This is a genomic window from Streptomyces sp. NPDC043685, from assembly GCF_056436585.1.
Genome location: NZ_JBWKCH010000005.1, coordinates 510,495 through 532,471 on the forward strand (window position 1 = coordinate 510,495; position 21,977 = coordinate 532,471).

Below are 21,977 nucleotides of genomic sequence, written 5' to 3' on the forward strand. Positions count from 1 at the left end.
GCATAACGGTCACACGTCACGGTGCAGCCGGGACCCACGGGACCGGTGAGCGGCGGACGGGAGCGGGCGGCGGAGCGGACGGGCGGCGCTCACCCCAGGAAACTCAGGCGTACCTTGCGTTCGGGGTTGTCCCTGTTGGTGTCGACCAGGCACACCGACTGCCAGGTGCCGAGTTCCAGTCGGCCGCCCACCACCGGCAGGGTCGCGTGGGGCGGGACGAGGGCGGGCAGGACGTGGTCGCGGCCGTGACCGGGGCTGCCGTGCCGGTGCTGCCAGCGGTCGTCGGCGGGCAGCAGGGTGTGCAGGGCGGCCAGCAGGTCGTCGTCGCTGCCGGCGCCGGTCTCCAGGACGGCGATGCCGGCCGTCGCGTGCGGGACGAAGACATTGAGCAGACCGTCGCGACCGGCCGCCGCCTCGCGCAGGAAGGACTCACAGTCGCCGGTGATGTCGAGGACCCGCTCGGCGGTACCGGTGCTGACGTTCAGGACTCGCGTGGTGAAGACATCTGACATGCTCCCATCCTGACGCACCCGGTGGCCGTCCCCGGGACATGCCCGGCCGGTGGCGAGCCCTCCACCCCGCCGCCGCCTGCGCCACCCACCTCCCGTCGCGCCGGGCGATCGCCGAGGGAAGATCCACGCCTCCGCCCCGGTTGGTAGAAGTGTGAACAACACACACGAGGTCGACGTGGTCGTCATCGGCGCGGGTCAGGCAGGTCTGGCCGCCGCCTACCACCTGCGGCGATCCGGTTTCGAGCCGGACCGCGACTTCGTCGTGCTGGACCACTCCCCCGGCCCCGGCGGCGCCTGGCAGTTCCGGTGGCCCTCGCTCACCTACGGCAAGGTGCACGGGATGCACGCCCTGCCGGGCATGGAACTGACGGACGCCGCCCCGGAGCGGCCGTCCGCCGAGGTGATCAGCGCCTACTTCGACCGCTACGAGCGGGCCTTCGATCTGCGGGTCAGGCGTCCGGTGGACGTGCGGACCGTACGCGAGGGGCCCGGTGGCCGGCTGCTCGTCGAGACTTCGGACGGCGTGTGGGCGACTCGCGCGCTGATCAACGCGACCGGCACCTGGGACCGGCCGTTCTGGCCGCGCTATCCCGGCCAGGAGACCTTCCGGGGGCGGCAGCTGCACACGGCGCAGTATCCCGGGCCCGAGCAGTTCGCCGGGCAGCGGGTCGTGGTGGTGGGCGGCGGCGCCTCGGGCACCCAGCATCTGCTGGAGATCGCCTCGTACGCGGCGGCCACCACCTGGGTGACACGGCGCCCGCCGGTCTTCCGTGAGGGGCCCTTCGACGAGGACGCGGGCCGCGCGGCGGTCGCGCTCGTCGAGGAACGGGTGCGGCAGGGACTGCCGCCCCGCAGCGTCGTCTCGGTGACGGGGCTGCCGCTCAACGACGCGATCCGGCAGGGCATCGAGGACGGGGTGCTCGACCGCCAGCCGATGTTCGACCGCATCACGCCCACGGGTGTGGACTGGGCCGACGGCCGCCACGTCGACGCCGACGTCATCCTCTGGGCCACCGGCTTCCGCGCCGCCCTCGACCACCTCGCCCCGCTCCGGCTGCGCGCCCCGGGCGGCGGCATCCGCATGGAGGGAACGCACGCGGCGGCGGACCCCCGCGTCCACCTCGTCGGCTACGGCCCGTCGGCCAGCACCATCGGGGCCAACCGGGCCGGCCGCGCCGCCGTACGGGACATCAGGCGACTGCTGGAGAGGGAACCGGCCGCGGCGTGAGGCCGGGCGGCACCGACGCGCCCGTCACCCGGCCGCCCGCACCCCGCCCTTGTGGTTCCGCGCGTTGAACTCCGCGACGTTGCGCTGGTGTTGCTGGTAGTCCGCCGTGAAGCGGGTGTCGCCCGGGCGGACCGTGACGAAGTACAGCCAGTCACCCGGGGGCGGGTCGACGGCCGCGCGCATCGCCTCCTCGCCCGGGTTGTCGATGGGCGTGGGCGGCAGGCCCATGCGCTGGTACGAGTTGTACGGGCTGTCGATCCGGGTGTCGCTCTCCGTCGTGCGGAGGGTGGAGCGGTTGAGGGCGTAGTTGATGGTGGAGTCCATCTGCAGCGGCATGCCGCGTTCGAGGCGGTTGAAGATCACCCGGGCAACCTTGCCCATGTCGGCCCTGGTGGCCGCTTCCGCCTGGACGATGCTCGCGATGGTGACGGCCTGGTAGACGTTCATGGCGTTGCGCTGCGCCCCGGCGGCGATGGGCGCGCCGTTGAACTTCTCGTTGGCGGTGTCGACCATCAGCGCGAGGAGCTTGTCCGGCGTGGTCTTCTCCCGGAGCGGATACGTGGCCGGGAAGAGATAGCCCTCGGGGTTGCCCTCGGCGTCGTTCGGCAGTTTCAGGGCGGCCTTGTCCAGGGACTTCCTGGTGCTTCCCGGGGGCAGGGCGAGGGCCTTGTCGACGGCCGCGTAGACCTGGCTCGCACGCCAGCCCTCCGGGACGGCCAGCGTCGTGGGCCGGCCCTCTTCCTCGGTGCCGAGGGTCAGCAGCGGCACCGCCACGGCGGTACCGACCACGACGGCCCCGGCCGCGACGAGGGCGATGCGGCCCCGGCGCGTCAGTCGGATCGTGCTCCGTGGCGGAGTGTTCTTCTGCATGCGGGCACGGTAACCCGCATATCGTCACAAACCCGGCATATTTTCATCTTGTCGGTTCCAGTTGGGCGTCCCGGCGTACGAGCGCCGCATACCGGCCGCCCAGGTCCAGGAGCTCCTCGTGCGTGCCGCGTTCCACCGCCCGGCCCGCGTCGAGGACCACGATCTGGTCGGCGCCGCGCACGGTGGAGAGCCGGTGGGCGATGGTGAGGGTGGTGCGGTTCGCCGACAGGGCGTCGATGGCGTCCTGGACGGCCGCCTCGGTCCGGGTGTCCAGGGCGCTGGTGGCCTCGTCGAGGATGAGGACCGGCGGGTCGCGCAGGATGGTGCGGGCGATGGCCAGGCGCTGCTTCTCCCCGCCGGAGAAACGGTGGCCGCGCTCTCCGACGACGGTGTCGTAGCCGTCGGGCAGGGCGGCGATGTGGTCGTGGATCTGCGCCGCCTCGGCCGCCTGACGCAGTTCCTCGTCGGTGGCGTCGGGCTTGGCGAAGCGCAGGTTGTCGGCGACCGAGGCGTGGAAGAGGTACGTCTCCTGCGAGACGACGCCGACCGCGCGGGCCAGGGTGTCGAAGTCGAGGTCGCGGACGTCGACCCCGTCGAGGGTGACGCGGCCGCCGGTGACGTCGTAGAGCCGGGGCACCAGATAGCCGAGGGTGGACTTGCCCGCGCCGGTGGGTCCGACGATCGCGAGACTGCCTCCGGCCGGGACGGTGAGGTCGATGCCGTCGAGGACGGGAGCGCCCTTGCCGTCGTAGCCGAAGGAGACGTTCTCGAAGCGCACCTCGCCCTTGACCCGGTCCAGACGCACCGGGTCGGGGCGCTCGGTGATGTCGATCGGCAGGTCGAGGTACTCGAAGATGCGCTGGAAGAGGGCGAGCGAGGTCTGGATCTGCACACCGGTCGACAACAGGCTCACGGCCGGGCGGAACAGGCCCTGCTGGAGCGAGACGAAGGCGACGATGGTGCCGATGGAGACCTCGGGGCCGCCCAGCTGGAGGGCCATGCCGGCGGTCCAGTAGATGACGGCGGGCAGGGCGGCCATGACGATGGTGATGACGGCCATGCGCCACCGCCCGGCCATGTTCGACCGGACCTCGAGGTCGACCAGTTCCTCCGACTCCTCGGCGAAGGACCTGGTCAGCGAGTCCGAGCGGCCCATGGTGCGGCCGAGCAGGATGCCGCTGACGGAGAGCGACTCGGTGACGGTGGCGGCCATGGCTGCCATCTGCTTCTGGCGCTGGGTGGTGATCTTCCGGCGTTCGTTGCCGACGCGGCGGCTGATCCACACGAACACCGGCAGCAACAGCAGGGAGACGACCGTCAGGCGCCAGTCCAGGGCGATCATCGCGACGATCGTGGCGACCACGCTGGTGACGTTGGAGACCAGGGAGGTCGCGGTGGAGGTGACGGTGGCCTGCATGCCGCCGATGTCGTTGGCGATGCGCGACTGCACCTCGCCCGTGCGCGTGCGCGTGAAGAAGGCCAGGGACATGCGCTGGAGCCGGCCGTAGACGGCGGTGCGCAGATCGTGCATGACGCGCTGGCCGACCGTCGTGGAGATCAGGGTCTGGAGGACTCCGAAGACGCTGGTGAGGACCGCGCTGAGGATCATGCCGAGGGCGAGCAGGCTGAGCAGGCCCGTGCGCCCCTCGGGGATCGCGACGTCCAGGATCTCCTTCAGCAGGAAGGGGGTGGCGACCGAGACCAGCGACGCGGCACCGACCAGCAGGCCGACGATCGCGAGGCGGCCCCGGTAGGGGCGGAAGAGGCCGAGGATGCGGCGGACCTGCCGGGGCTGCTCCTTCGAGTCGGCCGGTGGGGTCCAGGAGGCTTCACGGTCGGGATGCATGGGCTCCTACGAGGGATGCGGCGGATCGGATCACAGCTCATTGTTACCTATACTCACAATGAACTGCATCCTGATATTGTTCCCGCATGACCACGCCCGACTCCGACGGCCTGCTCGCCGAGCAGTTGCTGCGGCTCACCCGTCGTGTGCACCGCATCCAGAAGCGCCATCTGGAGCAGCGCGACCTCGGCATCACCCCGGCTCAGTCCCGCCTGCTGCGCACGCTGGCGCACTGGGGCTCGCCACCGCGCATGGCGGACCTGGCGGAGCGCCTCGAGGTGGTGCCGCGGGCCGTGACGACTCTGGTCGACGCCCTGGAGGCGAGCGGCAAGGTGCGCCGGGTCCCGGACCCCGCGAACCGGCGGGTGATCCGCATCGAGCTCACGGACGACGGCCGGGCTGCGCTGCGCGAACTGCGGGCGGCCCGCAGGTCGGCCGCCGAGGAGATCCTCGCGCCGCTGACGGGCGATCAGCGCGAGGCGCTCGGTGGGCTGCTGAACACACTGATCGACGGGGAACCGGTCAGGTCCTGCTGACCGGCCGAACCCCGCAGACGGACCGCGGCCGTCGCTCCTTCGTCCGGAGCGGCGGCCGCGGTCCGTGCGGTCCCGTCAACCCGCCCCGGCGGCGGGCTCCCTGAGCTCCTCGGGCGCCGTGGACTTCTGGGCCGGGATGGCCGCGGCGAGCGCGCCGGCGCCGGTCTCACCGCCGGCGGCCCCCTCATCGCCGTCCGGCTCGGAGGTGTCCTCCCCGTCGAGCACCCTCTTCGCCCTGTCGGTGTCGAGGGCTCCCTCCCAGCGGGACACCGCGAAGACGGCGACACAGTTGCCGAGCAGGTTCGTCACGACCCGCATCGAGTCCATGATGCGGTCCACGCCGAGCAGCAGCGCGACGGCGCCGGTGGGGATCGCCCCCAGGGACGAGGCGGTCGCGGACAGGGCGAGGAACGCGGAACCGGGAACGCCCGCCATGCCCTTGCTCGTCAGCATCAGCACCAGGACGACGGTGATCTGCTGACCGAGGCTCAGGTCCACGCCCACCGCCTGGGCGATGAACAGCGTACCGATGGACAGGTAGAGCGAGGCCCCGTCGAGATTGAAGGAGTAGCCGGTGGGGAGCACCAGCCCCACAGCGTCGTCCCGGGCACCGGCCCGGCGCAGTTTCTGCATCACGCGCGGCATGACCGACTCGGTGGAGGCGGTACCGAGCGCCAGGAGCATCTCCTCGCGGATGTAGCGCAGGAACTTCCAGAGGCTGAGCCCTGTGACGGCCTTCAGGGCGACGGCGAGCAGCGTGAGGAACAGCGCCGCGGCCACATAGCAGACCACGATGAGCTCGGCGTACGTCCGTATCACGCCCAGACCGTAGTTGCCGACCAGGTGGGCCATCGCCCCGAACACCGCGAGCGGTGCCAGCCGCATGATGAAACCGACGACCGCGAAGACGATCTCCTGCGCCTGCTCGACGGCCGGCAGGATCTTCGGCACCTTGGTGTGCCCGAGGTGCAGCAGGGCCGCGCCCACCAGGCAGGCCAGGATGAGGACTTGGAGCAGCTCGTTCTCGGCGAAGGCGCCGACGAAGCTCTGCGGCAGCGCGTTCAGGACGAACTCGGTGGTCGAGGGCAGGTGGCCCCCGCCGGTCGTCGCGTCCACCGCCTTGGTGTCCAGCGAGGCGGGGTCGACGTTCATGCCCCTGCCCGGTCCGACGACATTGGCCGCGACCAGACCGATGACCAGGGCCGCCGTGGAGGCGATCTCGAACCAGACGAGGGCCTTGACCCCGATCCGGCCGAACGCCTTGAGGTCTCCGGCCTGGGCGATGCCGACGACGACCACGCAGAACACCAGGGGCGAGATCACCGTCTTGATGAGCCGGGTGAAACCGTCGCCGAGCGGCTGGAGAGCCGTGGCCGTGTCCGGCCACAGCTTCCCGACGACGATTCCGAGGACCAGCGCGACGGAAACCTGCGCGAAAAGCGAGGTGCGTAGGGTGCGTGCGAGGCGGCGCGGAAGGGACGCTGCGGAGGGCGGCACGAAGCCTCCTAAGGGGGACGGGGCGCGCAGAAGCCGGAGGGGACTTCTGTGATACGGAATGCAAATTCCGTTTACGACACTCTGGGCGCTGTCTCGATCACGCACAAGACCGCAGCGTTTCGGCCAGGTAAAAATGCCATCGCCGCCGCGCCTCACTCGCCCCGCGACACCCTCAGCAACGCCTGCGGTCTCCCGTGAGCACCCCCTGAACAGTGGTCAGGGTGCGGTCGTGGCAGCCGTGCGAGCCGTACAGCCGGTAGCGCTCGCTCGTGGTGCCGACCGCGTGACGCTGGTCGCGCGGCACGTTCGCCGTGTAGGTCGCGTCGCCCGTGACGGTGTCGTCGAGCCTCGACCACGCGACGCGCCGCCCGCCGTGCGTCCTGACGACCGTGGCGCGGTCGCCCAGGGTCAGCACGGTGCGCAGCCGGTCGCCCGCGCCGAGGGTGGTCGTGCCGTCCATGGTGTAGGTGCGGTGGGTGCGCGTGGCGCGTCCGCCGACGGTCACCGACTCGGCGTCGGTCCACGTGGCGTCGAGTGCGTCGGTCGTCTCGCCGTCGGTCCAGCGGTGCGTGGAGGTGTGGGTCAGCGAGCGGCTGACCGTCGTCCTGACGCGGCCGTGCGAGGTGTCTACGTAGCCGCCCACGGTCAGCCGGTGGCCGCCCTCGGTCTCGACGCGGTGCTCGGAACCGGGCGTGTAGGCCGACGAGTTCGTGAGGCCGTCCGCCCTGTGCACGGTGAGCTTGCCGGTGACCCGCTCGCTTCGCTCGTCCTGCCAGACGAGGATGTTCACCGGCGTGCTCCAGCCGCTCTGCCCCTCGGGCACGCCGGCGACCGTGACCTCGACGCGGTGCGGACGGCCGTCGTTGAGGATCCCGGCGAAGGGCGTGAGGTCGTAGGTGACCGGCTTGACGTCGAAGGCGCGCGGACCCGGGATCACGTACCAGAGGAACGGGTTGGACCAGCCCCCGGTCCACACCGTCGGGAACGGGGCGGCGATGCCCGCGAGTCGCCCGTCGACGCTGATCCGCACCTCCCGGTAGGGGCCCTGCCCGGCCTTGCAGGAGTACGGCGCCGGTTCGGGGACCGTCAGGTACCAGTACTCCTCGCAGCCGCCGCCGGAGCCGGTCGCGTAGACCTCGGCGAGGACGCGCTCACTGTTGCGCGGGGTGGTGAGGGCCGAGTCGCCGTCGAGGGTGAGGACCCGGTCGGGAGTCGTCCCGTCGGGGCGGCCCGGGTAGAACGTCAGCGTGACCTCGACGTCGAACACGCCCGTGTAGGTGTCGTCGACGACGTTGCCGATGAGCATCTCGACGTCCCCGGGCGCGCGGAAGGTGTCGCTGTAGCGCGTGACGTCCTTCTCCACGGACCACTCGATGCCGTCCGGGGAGGGCTGCGGAGTCGATGTCCGGAAGACCTCCACCCCGCCGACGTGGAGGTGGCCGAGCCGGTCGTACTGGCGCCCCTTGACCTTGCCGTCGAGCCGGAGCACCACCGTGCTCCAGCGGTCGCCACAGCCGACCGGCGGGGTGTACGTGCCGCGGTACGGGGTGAAGTCGCGGAACCGCGCCCGCACGAGGGTGACTTCGCAGGACTTCCCGGCGGGCCTCTTCACGGGCGGCGCGGCCGTGACCGGGTCGTGCCAGTCGGTGCCGAACTCGGCGGGTGCGCCGGGGGCCGGGGCGGCGGCCGCCGGGACAGGGGCGGCCGCCGCCCCGGCGGGACCGGTACCGAGGAGGGTGCCCGCCAGGAGGGTCGCTCCGGCGAGCATGGACATGACGATCCGTCTCTTCATGGCGGTGTTCTACGGGAGTCGGCCACCCGCGCAATGAGCACTAAGCCGCCAGGTCGGCCCGGTCCCCCATCACCACCACGGGACGCTGTCGCGGGTCGAGCGTGCGCAGCAGGTACCTCATCGCCTGCTCGGGGAGGCTGACGCAGGCCGACGTGCCGCTGCCGTGGTCCATGTGCAGCCAGATCCCGCCACCCTTCTTCTGACCCTCGGGGCGGGTCTGGTCGTTCGGCGGGGTGCCCTTGACGCGGTTGTAGTCGATGGCGATGACGTAGTCGAAGTCGTGCCAGTAGGACTTGGACCACCAGCGCGGTGCGGCGAAGGCCGCGGAGTGGGTGTACGGGAGCCGGGAGCCCGGATCCGGCAGCACGCCGCCCGCGTCGCTGAGGGTGAACACGCCCACCGGGCTGCGGTCGTCGTCCTCGTGGTGGTCGGTGGTCCAGCCCTTCTTGCCGTTGTGGCCGGCCCAGCCGCGCTCGCGCTGCCAGGTCGAGCCGTGCTTGGTGTAGAGCACGACCGTGGAGGCGGCGGAGTCCTTCCCGTCGCCGTAGACCGCGACGACCTGGCGGGAGCCGGACGGGATCCGCCGCTGGAGCCGCTCGCCGACACCGGGAATGCGCGTCGGGGCGGCCTTGGCCGCGGGGGTGTGGGCCGCCCGGCCCGCGGCATCCGTGCCCCCGGTGCCCTTCGTGTTGCCGCAGGCGGACAGAGCCGTCAGAAGAGAGGCGAGGACCGCCGCCGCGGCCACCGCTCGTCGTACGCCACCACTGTGCATCGCTCCATGGTCGCACCGGGTTCGGAACGACGGTGGGTGAGGTCCGGACGGTCGGCCCGTCGCCGGGCGAGTGCACCCGGCTCGCTGTCGGCTGTCGGCCGATTCCGCACGACTGTCGAACGGTTCCGCGCGACGGTCGGCTGGTTCCGTAACGCGCGAGGACCGATTCCGCACGACGGTCGGCCGATCCCGCACGATGGTCGGCCGGTTCCGTACGGCGGACGGAAAACCGTTTGCCTCCGGCCCCGCCGCGACGCGAACCTGTCACGGTTTGCTGCCTCCGTCGGCGGGCGCCCTCGCCTCCCCCGCCGACCCGCCTCCCCATCCGTTCGCCCCCTGACACGAGCCACTGGGACGTCATGCAGATTCGAGATCTTCCCTACCCCGACCCAGGCGTGCCGGACGCGCGTTCGGGCCCCCGATTCCTGTGGTGGCTCTTCAGGAATCAGCTGGGCGGCCAGCTCAAGTCGCTGGCCTGGGGGCTGCTGCACTTCGCCTCCGTCGCCGCGCTGCCCTTCTGTGTCGGCGTCGCCGTCCAGGCCGTCGTCGACCGCTCCGGCTCCCGACTCGCCCTGTCCGGCGGTCTGCTGGCGCTGGCCTGCGTCGGCAACGCGGTCGGCGACACCTTCCTGCACCGCACCGCCATCACCAACTGGATCACGGCCGCCGCCCGCGTGCAGCAACTCCTCGCCCGCAAAGCCGCCCATCTGGGCTCGGCGCTGACCCGGCGGGTCGCGGCCGGTGAGGTGGTGGCGGTCTCGACGGGTGACGTCGAGAAGATCGGCTGGTTCGTCGAGGCCCTGTCCCGGTTCACCGCGGCCCTGGTCACCATCGTGCTGGTCTGTGCCGGCCTGCTCGTCTACCAGCCGGCACTCGGTGTGGTCGTCGCCGTGGGACTGCCCGCGCTGGCGCTCGCCGTGCTGCCGCTGCTCCCCCGCGCCACCCGGCGCGCCGACACCCAGCGGGAGAAGGCCGGACGCGCCACCGAACTCGCCTCGGACACCGTCGCCGGCCTGCGCGTGCTGCGCGGCATCGGCGGCGAGCAGCTGTTCCTCGACCGCTACCGCAGCGCCTCCCAGGAGGTCCGCCACGCGGCCGTGCGCAGCGCCCGGATGTGGTCCCTGATCTCGGCGATCCAGGTCCTGCTGCCGGGACTGCTGCTCATCGCCGTCGTCTGGCACGGCGTGCGGCTGGCGCGGGAGGGCCGGATCGCCGTCGGGGAACTGGTCACCGTCTACAGCTCGGTCATGGTCCTCACGTACCCGCTGCGGCACTTCGAGGAGATCGCCATGGCGTACTCCTTCTCCCGGCCCTCCGCCAAGCGGGCCGCGGGAGTGCTGTCCCTTCAGCGGGCCACGGACACCGCCGGGTCGCGCGCCGCCGACGTCCCCTCCGGTGACCTCTACGACCCGGAGACGGGACTGCTCGCGCCTGCCGGGCGGCTCACCGCCGTGGTGTGCGGCGACCCGGACGCGGCGGGCCTGCTCGCCGAGCGGCTGGGCGGACACGCGTCCCAGGAGGGCACCTCGGTGCTGCTCGGTGGGGTGCCGCTCGACGAACTCCCGCTGGACAGCGCCCGCACGGCCGTCCTCGTCCAGGACAAGGACCCGGTCCTGCTGTCCGGCACGCTGCGCGAACTGCTCGACGTGCCCGCGTCGGGTGAGGTCCCACCGCGGGCGGCGCTGGCGGCAGCGCAGTGCGACGACGTGCTGGCGGCGCTGGTGCAGGGCTCGCTGGAGGCGGCCGATCCCATGGACGCGCGGATCACCGAGCGCGGCCGGTCCCTGTCCGGCGGTCAGCGCCAGCGGCTCGCTCTGGCCCGGTCGCTGGTGACCGACCCCGAGGCGCTCGTCCTGGACGAGCCGACCTCGGCCGTCGACTCCCACACCGAGGCACGGATCGCGCAGGGCGTGCGGGAGTTGCGCGCGGGGCGCACGACCGTGGTGTTCACCTCCTCGCCGCTGCTGCTGGACCGCGCCGACCGGGTGGTGTTCCTGCACGACGGCGAGGCCGTGGCCGTGGGCGCCCACCGCGAGCTGGTGCGGAGCGAGCCCCGCTACCGGGCGGTGGTCACCCGCGAGACGGACGACGAGGCCGCGCCGAACGGCTCCGTCGCCCTGAAGGACGTCCTCCAGGAACTGCAAGAGATCGAGGAGAAGGCATGATCGGCGTAGCGCCACCGGCGTACGACCCGGCGGCCCCGACCACGGCGAGCACCCTGCCGGTCGGCGCTCCCGAGACCGTCCGCGGCTACGTGGCCGAACTGCTGCGGCGGCACCGGCGGGCGTTCCTGCTGCTGATCGCCGTCAACACCGCCGCCGTGATCGCTTCGATGGCCGGTCCCTGGCTGCTCGGCGGGCTCGTGGAGCGGGTCTCGGACGGGGCGCGTGACCTGCGCCTGGAATTCACGGCCGGGCTCTTCGTGGCCGCGCTGGCCGTGCAGGCGGTGTTCGTCCGTCAGGTGCGGCTGCGCGGCGCGATGCTGGGCGAGCGGATGCTGGCCGACCTGCGCGAGGACTTCCTCGTCCGGTCGGTCGGGCTGCCGCCCGGGGTGCTGGAGCGGGCCGGGACCGGCGATCTGCTGTCCCGGATCACGACCGACATCGACCGCCTGGGCAACGCCATGCGCGAGGCGGTACCGCAGCTGTCGATCGGCGTGGTGTGGGTGATCCTGCTGATGGGCGGGCTGGTGATCACGGCGCCGCCGCTGGCGCTCGCCGTGCTGCTCGCCCTGCCGCTGCTGATCGTGGGCTGCCGCTGGTACTTCCGGCGGGCCCCCTCGGCCTACCGCTCCGAGGCCGCCGGGTACGCCGCCGTGGCCGCCGCGCTCGCCGAGACCGTGGACGCCGGGCGCACCGTCGAGGCCCACCGCCTCGGCGACCGCCGCGTCGCGCTGTCGGAGCGCCGGATCCAGGAGTGGACGGCCTGGGAGCGGTACACGCTCTGGCTGCGGTCGGTGCTCTTCCCGGTCATCAACGTCACCCACGTGACCGTACTCGCCTCGGTCCTGATGATCGGCGGCGTGTTCGCCCTGCACGGGTGGATCGACGTCGGGCAGCTGACGACCGGCGCGCTGATCGCCCAGATGTTGGTCGACCCGGTGGGCATGATCCTGCGCTGGTACGACGAGCTCCAGGTGGCCCAGGTGTCGCTGGCCCGGCTCGTCGGGGTCCGCGACATCGAGCCGGACGCCGGTGATCCGTCGGTGGCCCCCGAGGGACGCCACGTGCACGCCGACCGGGTGCACTTCGGTTATCTGGAGGGCGTGGACGTGCTGCGCAAGGTGTCCCTGGAGGTCTCCCCCGGCACCCGGCTGGCCCTGGTCGGCCCGTCGGGTGCGGGCAAGTCCACGCTGGGCCGGCTGCTCGCCGGGATCTATGCGCCCCGGGACGGCCGCATCACCCTGGGCGACGCCGAGCTGTCCCGGATGCCCGCCGAGCGCGTCCGCTCCCATGTGGCCCTGGTCAACCAGGAGCACCACGTCTTCGTGGGGTCCCTGCGCGACAATCTCCGGCTCGCGCGGACCGGTGCCCTCGACGCCGAGCTGTGGGCCGCGCTGGGCGCGGTCGACGCCGACGGCTGGGCCCGGGCGCTGGAGGAGGGCCTGGACACCGAGGTCGGCTCGGGCGGTCTGGCGCTCACCCCGGCCCAGGCGCAGCAGATCGCCCTGGCCCGCCTGGTGCTGGCGGACCCGCACACGCTGGTCCTGGACGAGGCGACGTCGCTGCTCGACCCGCGCGCCGCCCGCAACCTGGAACGGTCCCTGGCCCGGGTCCTCGACGGCCGGACCGTCGTCGCCATCGCGCACCGGCTGCACACCGCCCATGACGCGGACGTCATCGCCGTCGTCGAGAACGGCCGCATCAGCGAGCTGGGCAGTCACGACGAGCTGGTCGCGGCGGACGGGGCGTACGCGGCGCTGTGGAGGTCGTGGCACGGCTGAGGCGGAGCGGGGCGGGCCCGGGGGCCGCGCGGTCCTTGGCGTTGCGCGGTTCTTGGCGTTGCGCGGTCCCGAGCCGGGGTGAAGGCTGGAATCAGGCACCGGCTCGGGGACGTCCGGGAACCAGCGGTTCGGGCGACGCCAGTGCTCCGTGCGGCGGCGGCCCGGCGCGGGCTCCGTGAAAGGGGCCCGCCCCCACCCCCTGGAGGTACCCGTGAACAGCTCCGACGGCTGGGGAGACGACGTCTACCAGCCGGACCAGGACGAGCAGAGGGAGGACACGGGGCTGCTCGACGCCGAGGACACCCTGGAGTACGACGGCGTCGACGATCCCCTGGACCGGGGCTGGTCCCCGCCCGAGCGGCCCTGGGCCGTCGAGCACCTCGGCGTGACGGCGGCCGAGCGGCAGCGGGGCGAGACGCTGGACCAGCGGCTGTCCGAGGAGCTGCCGGACGCCGCCGCCCCGGACGGTGACGGTCTCGGGGACTGCGCGGGGACCGACGGGGAACTCCTGGACAACGAGGTCGGTGCCGCGCGCTCCGGCCGGCTCGTGGCACCCGACGAGGGCGCCCACGAGGACGAGGAGGAGGCGCTGGTCGCCACGGACGTGGGCATCGACGGCGCCGCCGCGTCGGCCGAGGAGGCCGCCGTGCACATCGTCGACGAGGACACCCTGTACGGCTGATCGCAGCACCGGCCCGAGTCGTTCGAGGAGCATCCATGCAGCAGGACAAGCACCCCGACTACCACCCCGTCGTCTTCCGCGACCGCGCCGCCGGGTACGCGTTCCTCACCCGGTCCACCGCGGCCAGCGACCAGACCATCGAATGGGACGACGGGGAGACCTACCCGGTCGTGGACGTGGAGATCTCCTCGGAGAGCCACCCCTTCTACACGGGCAAGGCCCGGACGGTGGACTCGGAGGGCCGGGTCGCCGCGTTCGAGCGGCGCTACGGCGGCGGCTGAGGCTGCTGAGGCGCGCGGGCTAGATGACGTTGAGCGCCGCCGCGCAGCCCACCCCGCCGAGCAGCATGAACACCGGCATCAGCACCTTGAGCTCGACCCAGCTGCCGGCCCGGAACCGCATGACCTTCGGCGGCCCGACCGGATACCAGCGCTTGCGCCCGACGGGGATCGGCCACAGGATCGGACAGCCGGACACGGTGAGCGCGTCCCCGATGTCGTGCACGATCGCGCCCAGCACCACCGGCAGCCCCAGCCACAGGTACTCCTGGCCCGGCGCCGTGAACAGCCAGTCCGCGCCGTTGCCCGGCTTGTCCAGGACGCCCGCGAGGATCCACGCGGTGGTCGCGGCCAGCAGCCAGACGAGGACGTCGGCGCTGGAACCCCGGGTCGCGCGCCACAGCAGGCCCTCGATGGCGAGCACCAGATGCACGAAGAGGATCGCCAGCACGCCCCAGCGGTCGCTGGTGATCGCCACGACCGAGGTGCCCGCTCCGATCAGGACCGCCCACAGCCAGGTGTGCGTGAGGGTGCGGTGACCGCCGGAGCGGCGCGGGTCGCCCTGCTTCTTCGTGGCCTTGTAGACGGCGTAGGACAGCTTGTCGACGACCTCGCACAGCCAGCGTGACAGCGGTCCGAAGGCCCGGGAGATGGTGGCGGCCTTGTGATCGAGGTCCGGGGCCAGGGCGGCTCCGGCGCAGATCAGGGCCCCGGCGAGGAGGACGGGCCAGGGCATCGGCTGCCCGGCCGCCGCGGCGGCCGCACCGACGCCGAGCCAGGCGGCGGCTCCCGACAGTGAGTGTGCTGGTCCCATCATGGCCGCTGCCCGCCCCATTCCTCGTCCGCCGCTGTCCAGTTGACCGGGCGTGCTGACGTCCCGTCGGCGCCCCAGCGTAGCGCCGGTGATCTTCGGGCCCGCAGCCGATTCCCGCATCGGGCACCGGGCCAGGCAAGATGGGGGCGTGACCCTCATCGATCAGCTGCCGCGGACCGCCGACCCCGACGCCTTGTACGAAGCCTTCGAGTCGTGGGCCGGCGAGCGGGGGCTCACCCTCTACTCCCACCAGGAGGAGGCGCTGATCGAGGTGGTCTCCGGTGCGAACGTGATCGTGTCGACGCCCACCGGCTCCGGCAAGAGCATGATCGCGGCGGGCGCGCACTTCGCGGCTCTCGCCCGTGACGAGGTCACCTTCTACACCGCCCCGATCAAGGCGCTGGTGTCGGAGAAGTTCTTCGAGCTGTGCAAGATCTTCGGCACCGAGAACGTCGGCATGCTCACCGGCGACGCCTCCGTCAACGCGGACGCTCCCGTCATCTGCTGCACCGCCGAGGTGCTGGCGTCGATCGCGCTGCGCGACGGCAGGAACGCGGACGTCGGCCAGGTCGTGATGGACGAGTTCCACTTCTACGCCGAGGGCGACCGCGGCTGGGCCTGGCAGATCCCGATCCTGGAGCTGCCGCAGGCGCAGTTCGTGCTGATGTCGGCGACCCTCGGCGACGTGTCCTTCTTCGAGAAGGACCTCACCCGCCGCACCGGTCGCCCCACCGCGGTGGTCCGCTCGGCGACCCGCCCCGTGCCGCTGTCCTACGAGTACCGCTACACCCCGCTCACCGAGACCCTCACCGATCTGCTGTCCGCCCGGCAGGCCCCCGTGTACATCGTGCACTTCACGCAGGCGCAGGCCGTGGAGCGGGCGCAGGCGCTGATGAGCATCAACATGTGCTCGAAGGAGGAGAAGGAGCAGATCGCCGACCTGATCGGCAACTTCCGCTTCACCACCAAGTTCGGCCGCAACCTCTCCCGTTACGTCCGGCACGGCATCGGTGTGCACCACGCCGGCATGCTGCCCAAGTACCGCCGCCTGGTCGAGAAGCTCGCCCAGGCCGGTCTGCTGAAGGTCATCTGCGGCACCGACACCCTCGGCGTGGGCGTCAACGTCCCCATCCGCACGGTGCTGTTCACGGCCCTCACCAAGTACGACGGCACCCGCGTCCGCACGCTGCGCGCCCGGGAGTTCCACCAGATCGCGGGCCGGGCCGGGCGTGCCGGGTACGACACGGAGGGCTTCGTCGTCGCGCAGGCGCCCGAGCACGTCGTCGAGAACGAGAAGGCCCTCGCCAAGGCCGGCGACGATCCGAAGAAGCGCCGCAAGGTCGTCCGCAAGAAGGCGCCGGAAGGCTTCGTCGCCTGGTCGGAGCAGACCTTCGAGAAGCTCATCGGCTCCGAGCCGGAGCCGCTGACCTCTCGGTTCCGGGTGACGCACACCATGCTGCTGTCGGTGATCGCCCGCCCCGGCAACGCCTTCGAGGCGATGCGCCGGCTGCTGGAGGACAACCACGAGCCGCGCAAGCAGCAGTTGCGGCACATCCGCCGGGCCATCGCGATCTACCGTTCGCTGCTGGACGGCGGCATCGTCGAGAAGCTCGACCAGCCGGACGCCGAGGGCCGCGTCGTCCGCCTCACGGTCGACCTCCAGCAGGACTTCGCCCTCAACCAGCCGCTGTCCACGTTCGCCCTCGCCGCGTTCGAGCTGCTCGACCCCGAGTCGCCGTCGTACGCGCTCGACATGGTGTCCGTCGTGGAGTCCACGCTCGACGACCCGCGGCAGATCCTCGCCGCCCAGCAGAACAAGGCGCGCGGCGAGGCCGTGGCCCAGATGAAGGCGGACGGCGTCGAGTACGAGGAGCGCATGGAGCGCCTCCAGGACATCACGTACCCGAAGCCCCTGGAGGAGCTGCTCTTCCACGCGTACAACACGTACCGCAAGAGCCACCCCTGGGTCGGCGACCATCCGCTGTCGCCCAAGTCGGTCATCCGTGACATGTACGAACGGGCGATGTCCTTCACCGAGTTGGTGTCCCACTACGAGCTGGCCCGCACCGAGGGCATCGTGCTGCGCTACCTCGCCAGCGCCTACAAGGCCCTCGACCACACCGTCCCCGACGACCTCAAGTCCGAGGACCTCCAGGACCTGATCGCCTGGCTCGGCGAGATGGTGCGCCAGGTCGACTCCAGCCTGCTGGACGAGTGGGAGCAGCTGGCCAACCCGGCGGAGATGACCGCCGAGGAGGCCCAGGAGAAGGCCGACGAGGTCAAGCCGGTCACCGCCAACGCGCGCGCCTTCCGGGTCCTGGTCCGCAACGCCATGTTCCGCCGCGTCGAACTCGCCGCCCTCGACCAGGTCGGGGTACTGGGCGAGATGGACGCCGAGTCCGGCTGGGACGCCGACGCGTGGGGCGAGGCGATGGACAAGTACTGGGACGAGTACGAGGATCTCGGCACCGGCCCCGACGCCCGCGGCCCCAAGCTGCTGCTCATCGAGGAGGAGCCGGAGAACGCCCTGTGGCGGGTCCGGCAGATCTTCCACGACCCGAACGGCGACCACGACTGGGGCATCAGCGCGGAGGTCGACCTCACGGCCTCGGACGCGGAGGGCCGCGCGGTCGTCCGCGTGACCGACGTCGGCCAGCTGTGACGGGCCGGGCAGCAGCGAGCACAGGAGAATCCCACCGATGACGACGAACCCTGCCGAGAGACTTGTCGATCTGCTCGACCTGGAACAGATCGAGGTCAACATCTTCCGCGGCCGCAGCCCGCAGGAGTCCTTGCAGCGGGTCTTCGGCGGCCAGGTGGCCGGGCAGGCCCTGGTCGCCGCGGGCCGCACCACGGAGGGCGACCGCCCGGTGCACTCGCTGCACGCGTACTTCCTGCGCCCGGGCCGGCCCGGCGTGCCGATCGTCTACCAGGTCGAGCATGTGCGCGACGGGCGGTCGTTCACAACCCGACGGGTGACGGCCGTGCAGCAGGGCCGCACGATCTTCAATCTCACCGCGTCCTTCCACAAGCCGGAGGAGGGCAGCTTCGAGCACCAGCTGCCGCCGGCCCGCGAGGTCCCGGATCCGGAGTCCCTGCCCACGGTCACCGACGAGATCCGGCAGCACCTGGGCACGCTGCCCGAGCAGCTGGAGCGGATGGCCCGCCGCCAGCCGTTCGACATCCGCTATGTGGACCGGCTGCGCTGGAGCACCGCCGAGGTCGAGGACGCCGAGCCGCGCAGCGCGGTGTGGATGCGCGCGGTCGGGCCCCTCGGCGACGACCCGCTCGTGCACACCTGCGCCCTCACCTACGCCAGTGACATGACGCTCCTGGACGCCGTCCGCATCCCCGTCGAGCCGCTGTGGGGCCCGCGCGGCTTCGACATGGCGTCGCTGGACCACGCCATGTGGTTCCACCGCCCGTTCCGCGCGGACGACTGGCTGCTCTACGACCAGGAGTCGCCGATCGCGGTCGGTGGCCGTGGCCTGGCCCGGGGCCGGATCTACGACCGTGAGGGCCGTCTGGTCGTGTCCGTGGTGCAGGAGGGGCTCTTCCGCAAGCTCGGCTGACCTGGCTCCTGGCCCGTCCGGGCCCGTGCGGCGGGGTTCCGATCGCGTCCCCGACCGGATCCGGCGACCATGGCAGGAGCAGGCACAGCCGACGTCACACGCCCTCCGCTCCGGGAGGTGGCCACGCTGCACACCGTGCTCCCCGTCGTGTTCGCGATCTGCGCGGCCTTCAGCAACGCCGTCGCGACCGTGCTGCAACGCAAGGCGGCGCTCACCGTGCCCGCGTCCCAAGGACTGCGGGCCGGGCTGATCGTCGACCTGCTGCACCGGCCCGTGTGGCTGGCCGGCATCCTCGCGGTGATCGGCGCCGCCGTCTGCCAGGCGCTGGCGCTGGCCACCGGGCCTTTGACGATCGTGCAGCCGCTGTTCGTGCTGGAGCTGCCGCTCACCCTGATCGTCGCCTCCCTGCTCATGCACCGGCACCTGCCGGGCAGGGGCTGGCTGGCCGTGACGGTGGTGGTGACGGGTCTGGCGATCGCGCTCGCCGCCGCCTCCCCCGCCGGCAACCGCACCCATGTGGCGCTGGACCGCTGGATTCCCGCGCTCGCCGTGTGCGCGGGGGCCGTCGTCGCCCTGGCTCTCGCGGCGCTGCGGCGCCCGGAGGGCCGCGCCCGGGCGGCCTGCCTGGGTGCCGCGACGGCGATCAGCTACGCGGTGACCGCCGCGCTGATGAAGGCCGCCACCCACATCCTCGACGAGCAGGGCCTCGTCGGTTTCCTCACCGCCTGGCAGACCTACGCCTTCGCCGCGACCGGCGTGTGCGCGCTGTTCCTGCTGGAGAACGCCATGCAGGCCGGCCCGCTGGTCGCCTCGCAGCCCGCGCTCACCCTGGGTGACGCGCTGGTGAGCCTGGCCCTCGGCATCACCCTGTACGAGGAGACCGTCCGCGCCGGGTGGTGGCTGCTGCCCCAGCTGTTCGGTGTCGCGCTGATCGCCGCGGGAGTGCTCGCGCTGGCACGGATTCCGCTCACGCAGTCGCTGGTGGCCCCGGACGAGGAGCAGGAGACCGCGGCGGCACCCTGACCGGATGAGGTCCACCAGGGAACGCCTCAGCGAGCGGATGGCGATCGTCACCGGCGGCGCCGCAGGCATCGGGAGCACCGTGGCACGCGCCCTCGCGGCCGAGGGGCCTCCGTGGTGGGACACCGAGGGGACGGACCTCGCCGCTGCTCATCGTGGACGGCGGCCTCCTGGCCGGGGCACCGGCCGTCCTGGACCCCGGCCGGGTGACTGATCGCCGGTGACTGAATCGCCGTGACTGAATCGCCGGGGCGCCCGCCCGGGCACCGGCCGATCCCCGGGCCGCCGACCGGCCGGTGGCCGACCGACGGGACCCGGCTGGCCAGGAGCCGGCCGACAGGAGCGGGCCGTGCCCGGTGGGTTACCGGTCCGGCTGGCACCGCGGGCACCACACCGTGCCCCGCCCGCCCATCCGGGACCTGCGCAGCCCGCTGCCGCACCGCGGGCACCTCGGGTCCGGGCCGTCCCGGTGGCCGGTGAGCCAGGACTCACGCGGCGGCACGCAACCGGCGGCGACGGACCGGCGCAGGGTGCTGCGCATCTCGCTGTACAGACGCCGGCGTTCCTCCTGCGTGAGATCAGCTGCCCCGTGGGCAGGACGCAGCCGGGCCCGCCACAGGATCTCGTCGGCGAGCAGGTTGCCCAGCCCGGCGAGGACGGACTGGTCGGTCAGGACCGTCTTGAGACGCCCCCGGTGCGACGAGAGCGCCTCGTCGAACCCGGCCCGGTCCACCGCCAGCGCGTCCGGCCCCTGCGAGTCCAGCAGCCGCTCCACATCGGACTCGTCGTGGGCCAGCCAGAGCCCCTGGAGTTTGCGCTGGTCACGAAAGCGCAGCTGACGGACCCCGCCCAGGGTGAACAGGACCCGGTCGTACGCGTGGACGGGATCATCGGCCTGCCCGCACACCAGCCGCCCGGTCATGCCGAAGTGCAGTACGAGGGTCGGGCCACCGGTGCGGGCGAGCAGCCACTTGCCGTGCCGCTCCGGCGAGCCGAACCGCCGCCCCTCCAGGGCGTCCCGCAGCCGCCGGGCGTCGACGCCGTGCAGGACACCCGCGTCCCGCACCTCGACGCGCCGGATGACGCGGCCCTTCGCGCAGGACTCCAGCACCTGCCGGTAGCCCTCGACGTCGGGGAGCTCGGGCATGGGCGGCGCGTCAGGTTTCCTGGAGGACGGACAGCACGTTCCCCGCCGGGTCGGTGAACCACGCGATCAGCGGGCCGCCGCCCCGGAAGATGCCCTTGTCGTCCGTCTCCAGGTGGTCGTAGCGCTCGAACCGCACGCCTCGTCTGCCCAGCTCGTCGACCGCGGCCTCGATGTCGTCGACCGGGAAGTTGAGGATGGTGAACGTCGCCGGGGTGTGATCCGGCTTGGGGTAGACCAGGGTGTCCCGGTCGCCCGCGAGGTGCAGGATCAGCATCCCGTTCTCCTCCGACACGCGCAGACCGAGTGTGTCGCCGTAGAACGCCCTGGCCGCGTCGATGTCGTCCACCGAGAACCCGCTGAACGCCTTCGTCGTACCGAACATGATCGCCTCCTCGGGCCAGTCTCCTCGGAGGTGGGACCCCGGCGCATCCGGAAACTCATCGGTCGGCTCCTCACCCCGGCGTGACGCGGTGCTGCGGTGACGCGGTGCCGCGGGGTCACCCGGCCGGCCGCCTGCCCGCGGGATCACCCGCCCGGCCGCCTGCCTCTGCGGAGGAGTCTGCTCAGCAGGCCGTGGGGAGGTGTGGGGTCCGGGGGCGCGAGTGTTTCCGCGGCCGGTGCCCGGGGCGGCCCGGGCGGCTCCGGTACCGGTGGGCGTGTCAGGGGAGCCTCTGCCGGAGGGAGGTGCCTTCGGGCGGTCGCCAGCGTGTGGGCCAGGTCCGCTCGGAACCAGGCCACCTCGTCCGGCTCGCTCGCGGTCATCAGCGTCTCGGCCAGCTCGGCGGTGGGCGAACCGGGGGTGCCGTGCGCCGGGAGCCGCGGGCGGCAGCGGTCCAGGTGGTCTCGCTCGTGCCGGTCGGGGACGACGTCGGCGACGTCGGCGGGGTCGAGGAGACAGGCGACGGCCGCGGCGCGTGCCCAGGGGTCGTCGCCCGCCTGCCGCAACAGGAATCCGATGTGCCGCCCCCGCCAGTTGCGGGGGCGTCGGTCCATCTTGGCCTTCAGCCCCTCCCGGACCTCCGCGGGTGTGCGGCGGCCCGTCAGCAGCCGGGCGTTGCTCGGCTCGGCCGCGAACTGCCGCAATTCCTCGGCGAGATACAGCCAGACGACCGTCCGATAGCGGTTCAGGTAGAAGGTCACCGGGATCAGCAGGCCGAAGCGTGCCAGGCTCGTGAACCTGGTGGGCGTCACCCCCATGAGCCGGGCGCCCTCCGTGGTGCCGGCGGTCGCGACGCGTTCACGCAGGGCGCCCGGAAAGCCGTCCGCGGAGCGCAGCCGGTCGATCTCGGCCCGGGGAACGCACCGGCCTCCGCCTCCTTCGTCGGGGACGGTCCGGATCAGCCCCAGGTTCACCGCGAGCTCGAACTCGCTTCGCTTGAGCTCCAGTTCGCGGGCCGCCCGGCTCGGGGCGCAGGTGAGGTGGTGGGGTGTCGTGCTGATGCGTGCCATGGTCGGTCTCCCCCGTGGA

At 72.2% G+C, this 21,977-nt stretch carries 19 protein-coding genes; 9 read left to right on the plus strand and 10 right to left on the minus strand.

Annotated elements, in window-relative coordinates; translation table 11 throughout:
- Positions 1 to 89 precede the first annotated feature (89 nt).
- Positions 90 to 512: a secondary thiamine-phosphate synthase enzyme YjbQ gene (locus tag AC0665_RS19185; protein ID WP_363120594.1), complete on the minus strand. Its 423-nt coding sequence runs from the start codon at positions 510 to 512 to the stop codon at positions 90 to 92.
- A gap of 151 nt (positions 513 to 663) precedes the next feature.
- On the opposite strand from AC0665_RS19185, the gene AC0665_RS19190 reads away from it, so the two are divergent.
- Positions 664 to 1,740 (plus strand): NAD(P)-binding domain-containing protein, encoded by a 1,077-nt coding sequence (locus AC0665_RS19190; RefSeq protein ID WP_478705428.1) that lies wholly within the window; start codon positions 664 to 666, stop codon positions 1,738 to 1,740.
- A 24-nt stretch (positions 1,741 to 1,764) separates the two neighbouring features.
- On the opposite strand, the gene mltG is transcribed toward AC0665_RS19190, so the two are convergent.
- Positions 1,765 to 2,610 carry an endolytic transglycosylase MltG gene (gene mltG / locus AC0665_RS19195; protein ID WP_468405246.1) on the minus strand — a complete coding sequence of 282 codons (846 nt, stop codon included), beginning with the start codon at positions 2,608 to 2,610 and terminating at the stop codon, positions 1,765 to 1,767.
- A 43-nt stretch (positions 2,611 to 2,653) separates the two neighbouring features.
- Positions 2,654 to 4,456 (minus strand): ABC transporter ATP-binding protein, encoded by a 1,803-nt coding sequence (locus AC0665_RS19200; RefSeq protein WP_478509199.1) that lies wholly within the window; start codon positions 4,454 to 4,456, stop codon positions 2,654 to 2,656.
- A gap of 86 nt (positions 4,457 to 4,542) precedes the next feature.
- On the opposite strand from AC0665_RS19200, the gene AC0665_RS19205 reads away from it, so the two are divergent.
- Positions 4,543 to 4,992, plus strand: a complete 450-nt coding sequence (locus AC0665_RS19205; RefSeq protein ID WP_468405243.1) for a MarR family winged helix-turn-helix transcriptional regulator — start codon at positions 4,543 to 4,545, stop codon at positions 4,990 to 4,992.
- A 75-nt stretch (positions 4,993 to 5,067) separates the two neighbouring features.
- On the opposite strand, the gene AC0665_RS19210 is transcribed toward AC0665_RS19205, so the two are convergent.
- The 3 genes from AC0665_RS19210 to AC0665_RS19220 all read right to left on the minus strand — a co-directional run bounded on the left by AC0665_RS19210 (position 5,068) and on the right by AC0665_RS19220 (position 9,053).
- Positions 5,068 to 6,489, minus strand: coding sequence for a cation:dicarboxylate symporter family transporter (locus tag AC0665_RS19210; protein WP_478705429.1), 1,422 nt, complete (start codon positions 6,487 to 6,489; stop codon positions 5,068 to 5,070).
- Between the two features lie 172 nt (positions 6,490 to 6,661).
- Positions 6,662 to 8,281, minus strand: a complete 1,620-nt coding sequence (locus AC0665_RS19215; RefSeq protein ID WP_478705430.1) for a peptide-N4-asparagine amidase — start codon at positions 8,279 to 8,281, stop codon at positions 6,662 to 6,664.
- Between the two features lie 40 nt (positions 8,282 to 8,321).
- A complete protein-coding gene (locus tag AC0665_RS19220; RefSeq protein WP_478608222.1) occupies positions 8,322 to 9,053 on the minus strand; it encodes a L,D-transpeptidase family protein in 732 nt (243 codons plus the stop codon).
- A 359-nt stretch (positions 9,054 to 9,412) separates the two neighbouring features.
- Here AC0665_RS19220 and AC0665_RS19225 point away from each other — a divergent pair, with 359 nt between their 5' ends.
- The 4 genes from AC0665_RS19225 to AC0665_RS19240 all read left to right on the plus strand — a co-directional run bounded on the left by AC0665_RS19225 (position 9,413) and on the right by AC0665_RS19240 (position 13,959).
- The gene (locus tag AC0665_RS19225; RefSeq protein WP_468405235.1) at positions 9,413 to 11,218 is read left to right on the plus strand and encodes an ABC transporter ATP-binding protein; all 1,806 of its coding nucleotides are present in this window, start codon (positions 9,413 to 9,415) and stop codon (positions 11,216 to 11,218) included.
- Complete coding sequence (locus AC0665_RS19230) at positions 11,215 to 12,996, plus strand: ABC transporter ATP-binding protein (RefSeq protein WP_478705431.1); 1,782 nt, start codon at positions 11,215 to 11,217, stop codon at positions 12,994 to 12,996. Before AC0665_RS19225 ends, AC0665_RS19230 begins: the two co-directional genes overlap by 4 nt.
- A gap of 211 nt (positions 12,997 to 13,207) precedes the next feature.
- On the plus strand, positions 13,208 to 13,678 hold the full coding sequence (locus AC0665_RS19235; protein WP_363120583.1) for a DUF5709 domain-containing protein: 471 nt from the start codon (positions 13,208 to 13,210) through the stop codon (positions 13,676 to 13,678).
- A gap of 35 nt (positions 13,679 to 13,713) precedes the next feature.
- Positions 13,714 to 13,959 carry a type B 50S ribosomal protein L31 gene (locus AC0665_RS19240; protein ID WP_363120582.1) on the plus strand — a complete coding sequence of 82 codons (246 nt, stop codon included), beginning with the start codon at positions 13,714 to 13,716 and terminating at the stop codon, positions 13,957 to 13,959.
- A gap of 19 nt (positions 13,960 to 13,978) precedes the next feature.
- On the opposite strand, the gene AC0665_RS19245 is transcribed toward AC0665_RS19240, so the two are convergent.
- Entirely contained in the window at positions 13,979 to 14,773 is a 795-nt protein-coding gene (locus AC0665_RS19245) for a metal-dependent hydrolase (RefSeq protein WP_468405229.1), read from the minus strand.
- 145 nt (positions 14,774 to 14,918) lie between these two features.
- Here AC0665_RS19245 and AC0665_RS19250 point away from each other — a divergent pair, with 145 nt between their 5' ends.
- From AC0665_RS19250 to AC0665_RS19260, 3 genes are all read left to right on the plus strand, one after another.
- A complete protein-coding gene (locus AC0665_RS19250) occupies positions 14,919 to 17,432 on the plus strand; it encodes a DEAD/DEAH box helicase (protein WP_478509203.1) in 2,514 nt (837 codons plus the stop codon).
- Between the two features lie 37 nt (positions 17,433 to 17,469).
- On the plus strand, positions 17,470 to 18,342 hold the full coding sequence (locus AC0665_RS19255) for an acyl-CoA thioesterase (protein ID WP_478705432.1): 873 nt from the start codon (positions 17,470 to 17,472) through the stop codon (positions 18,340 to 18,342).
- Positions 18,343 to 18,468: 126 nt separating this feature from the next.
- On the plus strand, positions 18,469 to 19,365 hold the full coding sequence (locus AC0665_RS19260) for a DMT family transporter (RefSeq protein WP_478608397.1): 897 nt from the start codon (positions 18,469 to 18,471) through the stop codon (positions 19,363 to 19,365).
- 358 nt (positions 19,366 to 19,723) lie between these two features.
- Here AC0665_RS19260 and AC0665_RS19265 read toward each other — a convergent pair whose 3' ends face one another.
- From AC0665_RS19265 to AC0665_RS19275, 3 genes are all read right to left on the minus strand, one after another.
- A complete protein-coding gene (locus AC0665_RS19265) occupies positions 19,724 to 20,509 on the minus strand; it encodes an Fpg/Nei family DNA glycosylase (protein ID WP_478608212.1) in 786 nt (261 codons plus the stop codon).
- A 10-nt stretch (positions 20,510 to 20,519) separates the two neighbouring features.
- Positions 20,520 to 20,891, minus strand: a complete 372-nt coding sequence (locus AC0665_RS19270; protein ID WP_478509205.1) for a VOC family protein — start codon at positions 20,889 to 20,891, stop codon at positions 20,520 to 20,522.
- A gap of 143 nt (positions 20,892 to 21,034) precedes the next feature.
- Positions 21,035 to 21,958, minus strand: a complete 924-nt coding sequence (locus AC0665_RS19275) for a DUF6397 family protein (protein WP_478608209.1) — start codon at positions 21,956 to 21,958, stop codon at positions 21,035 to 21,037.
- Between the last annotated feature and the right edge of the window lie 19 nt (positions 21,959 to 21,977).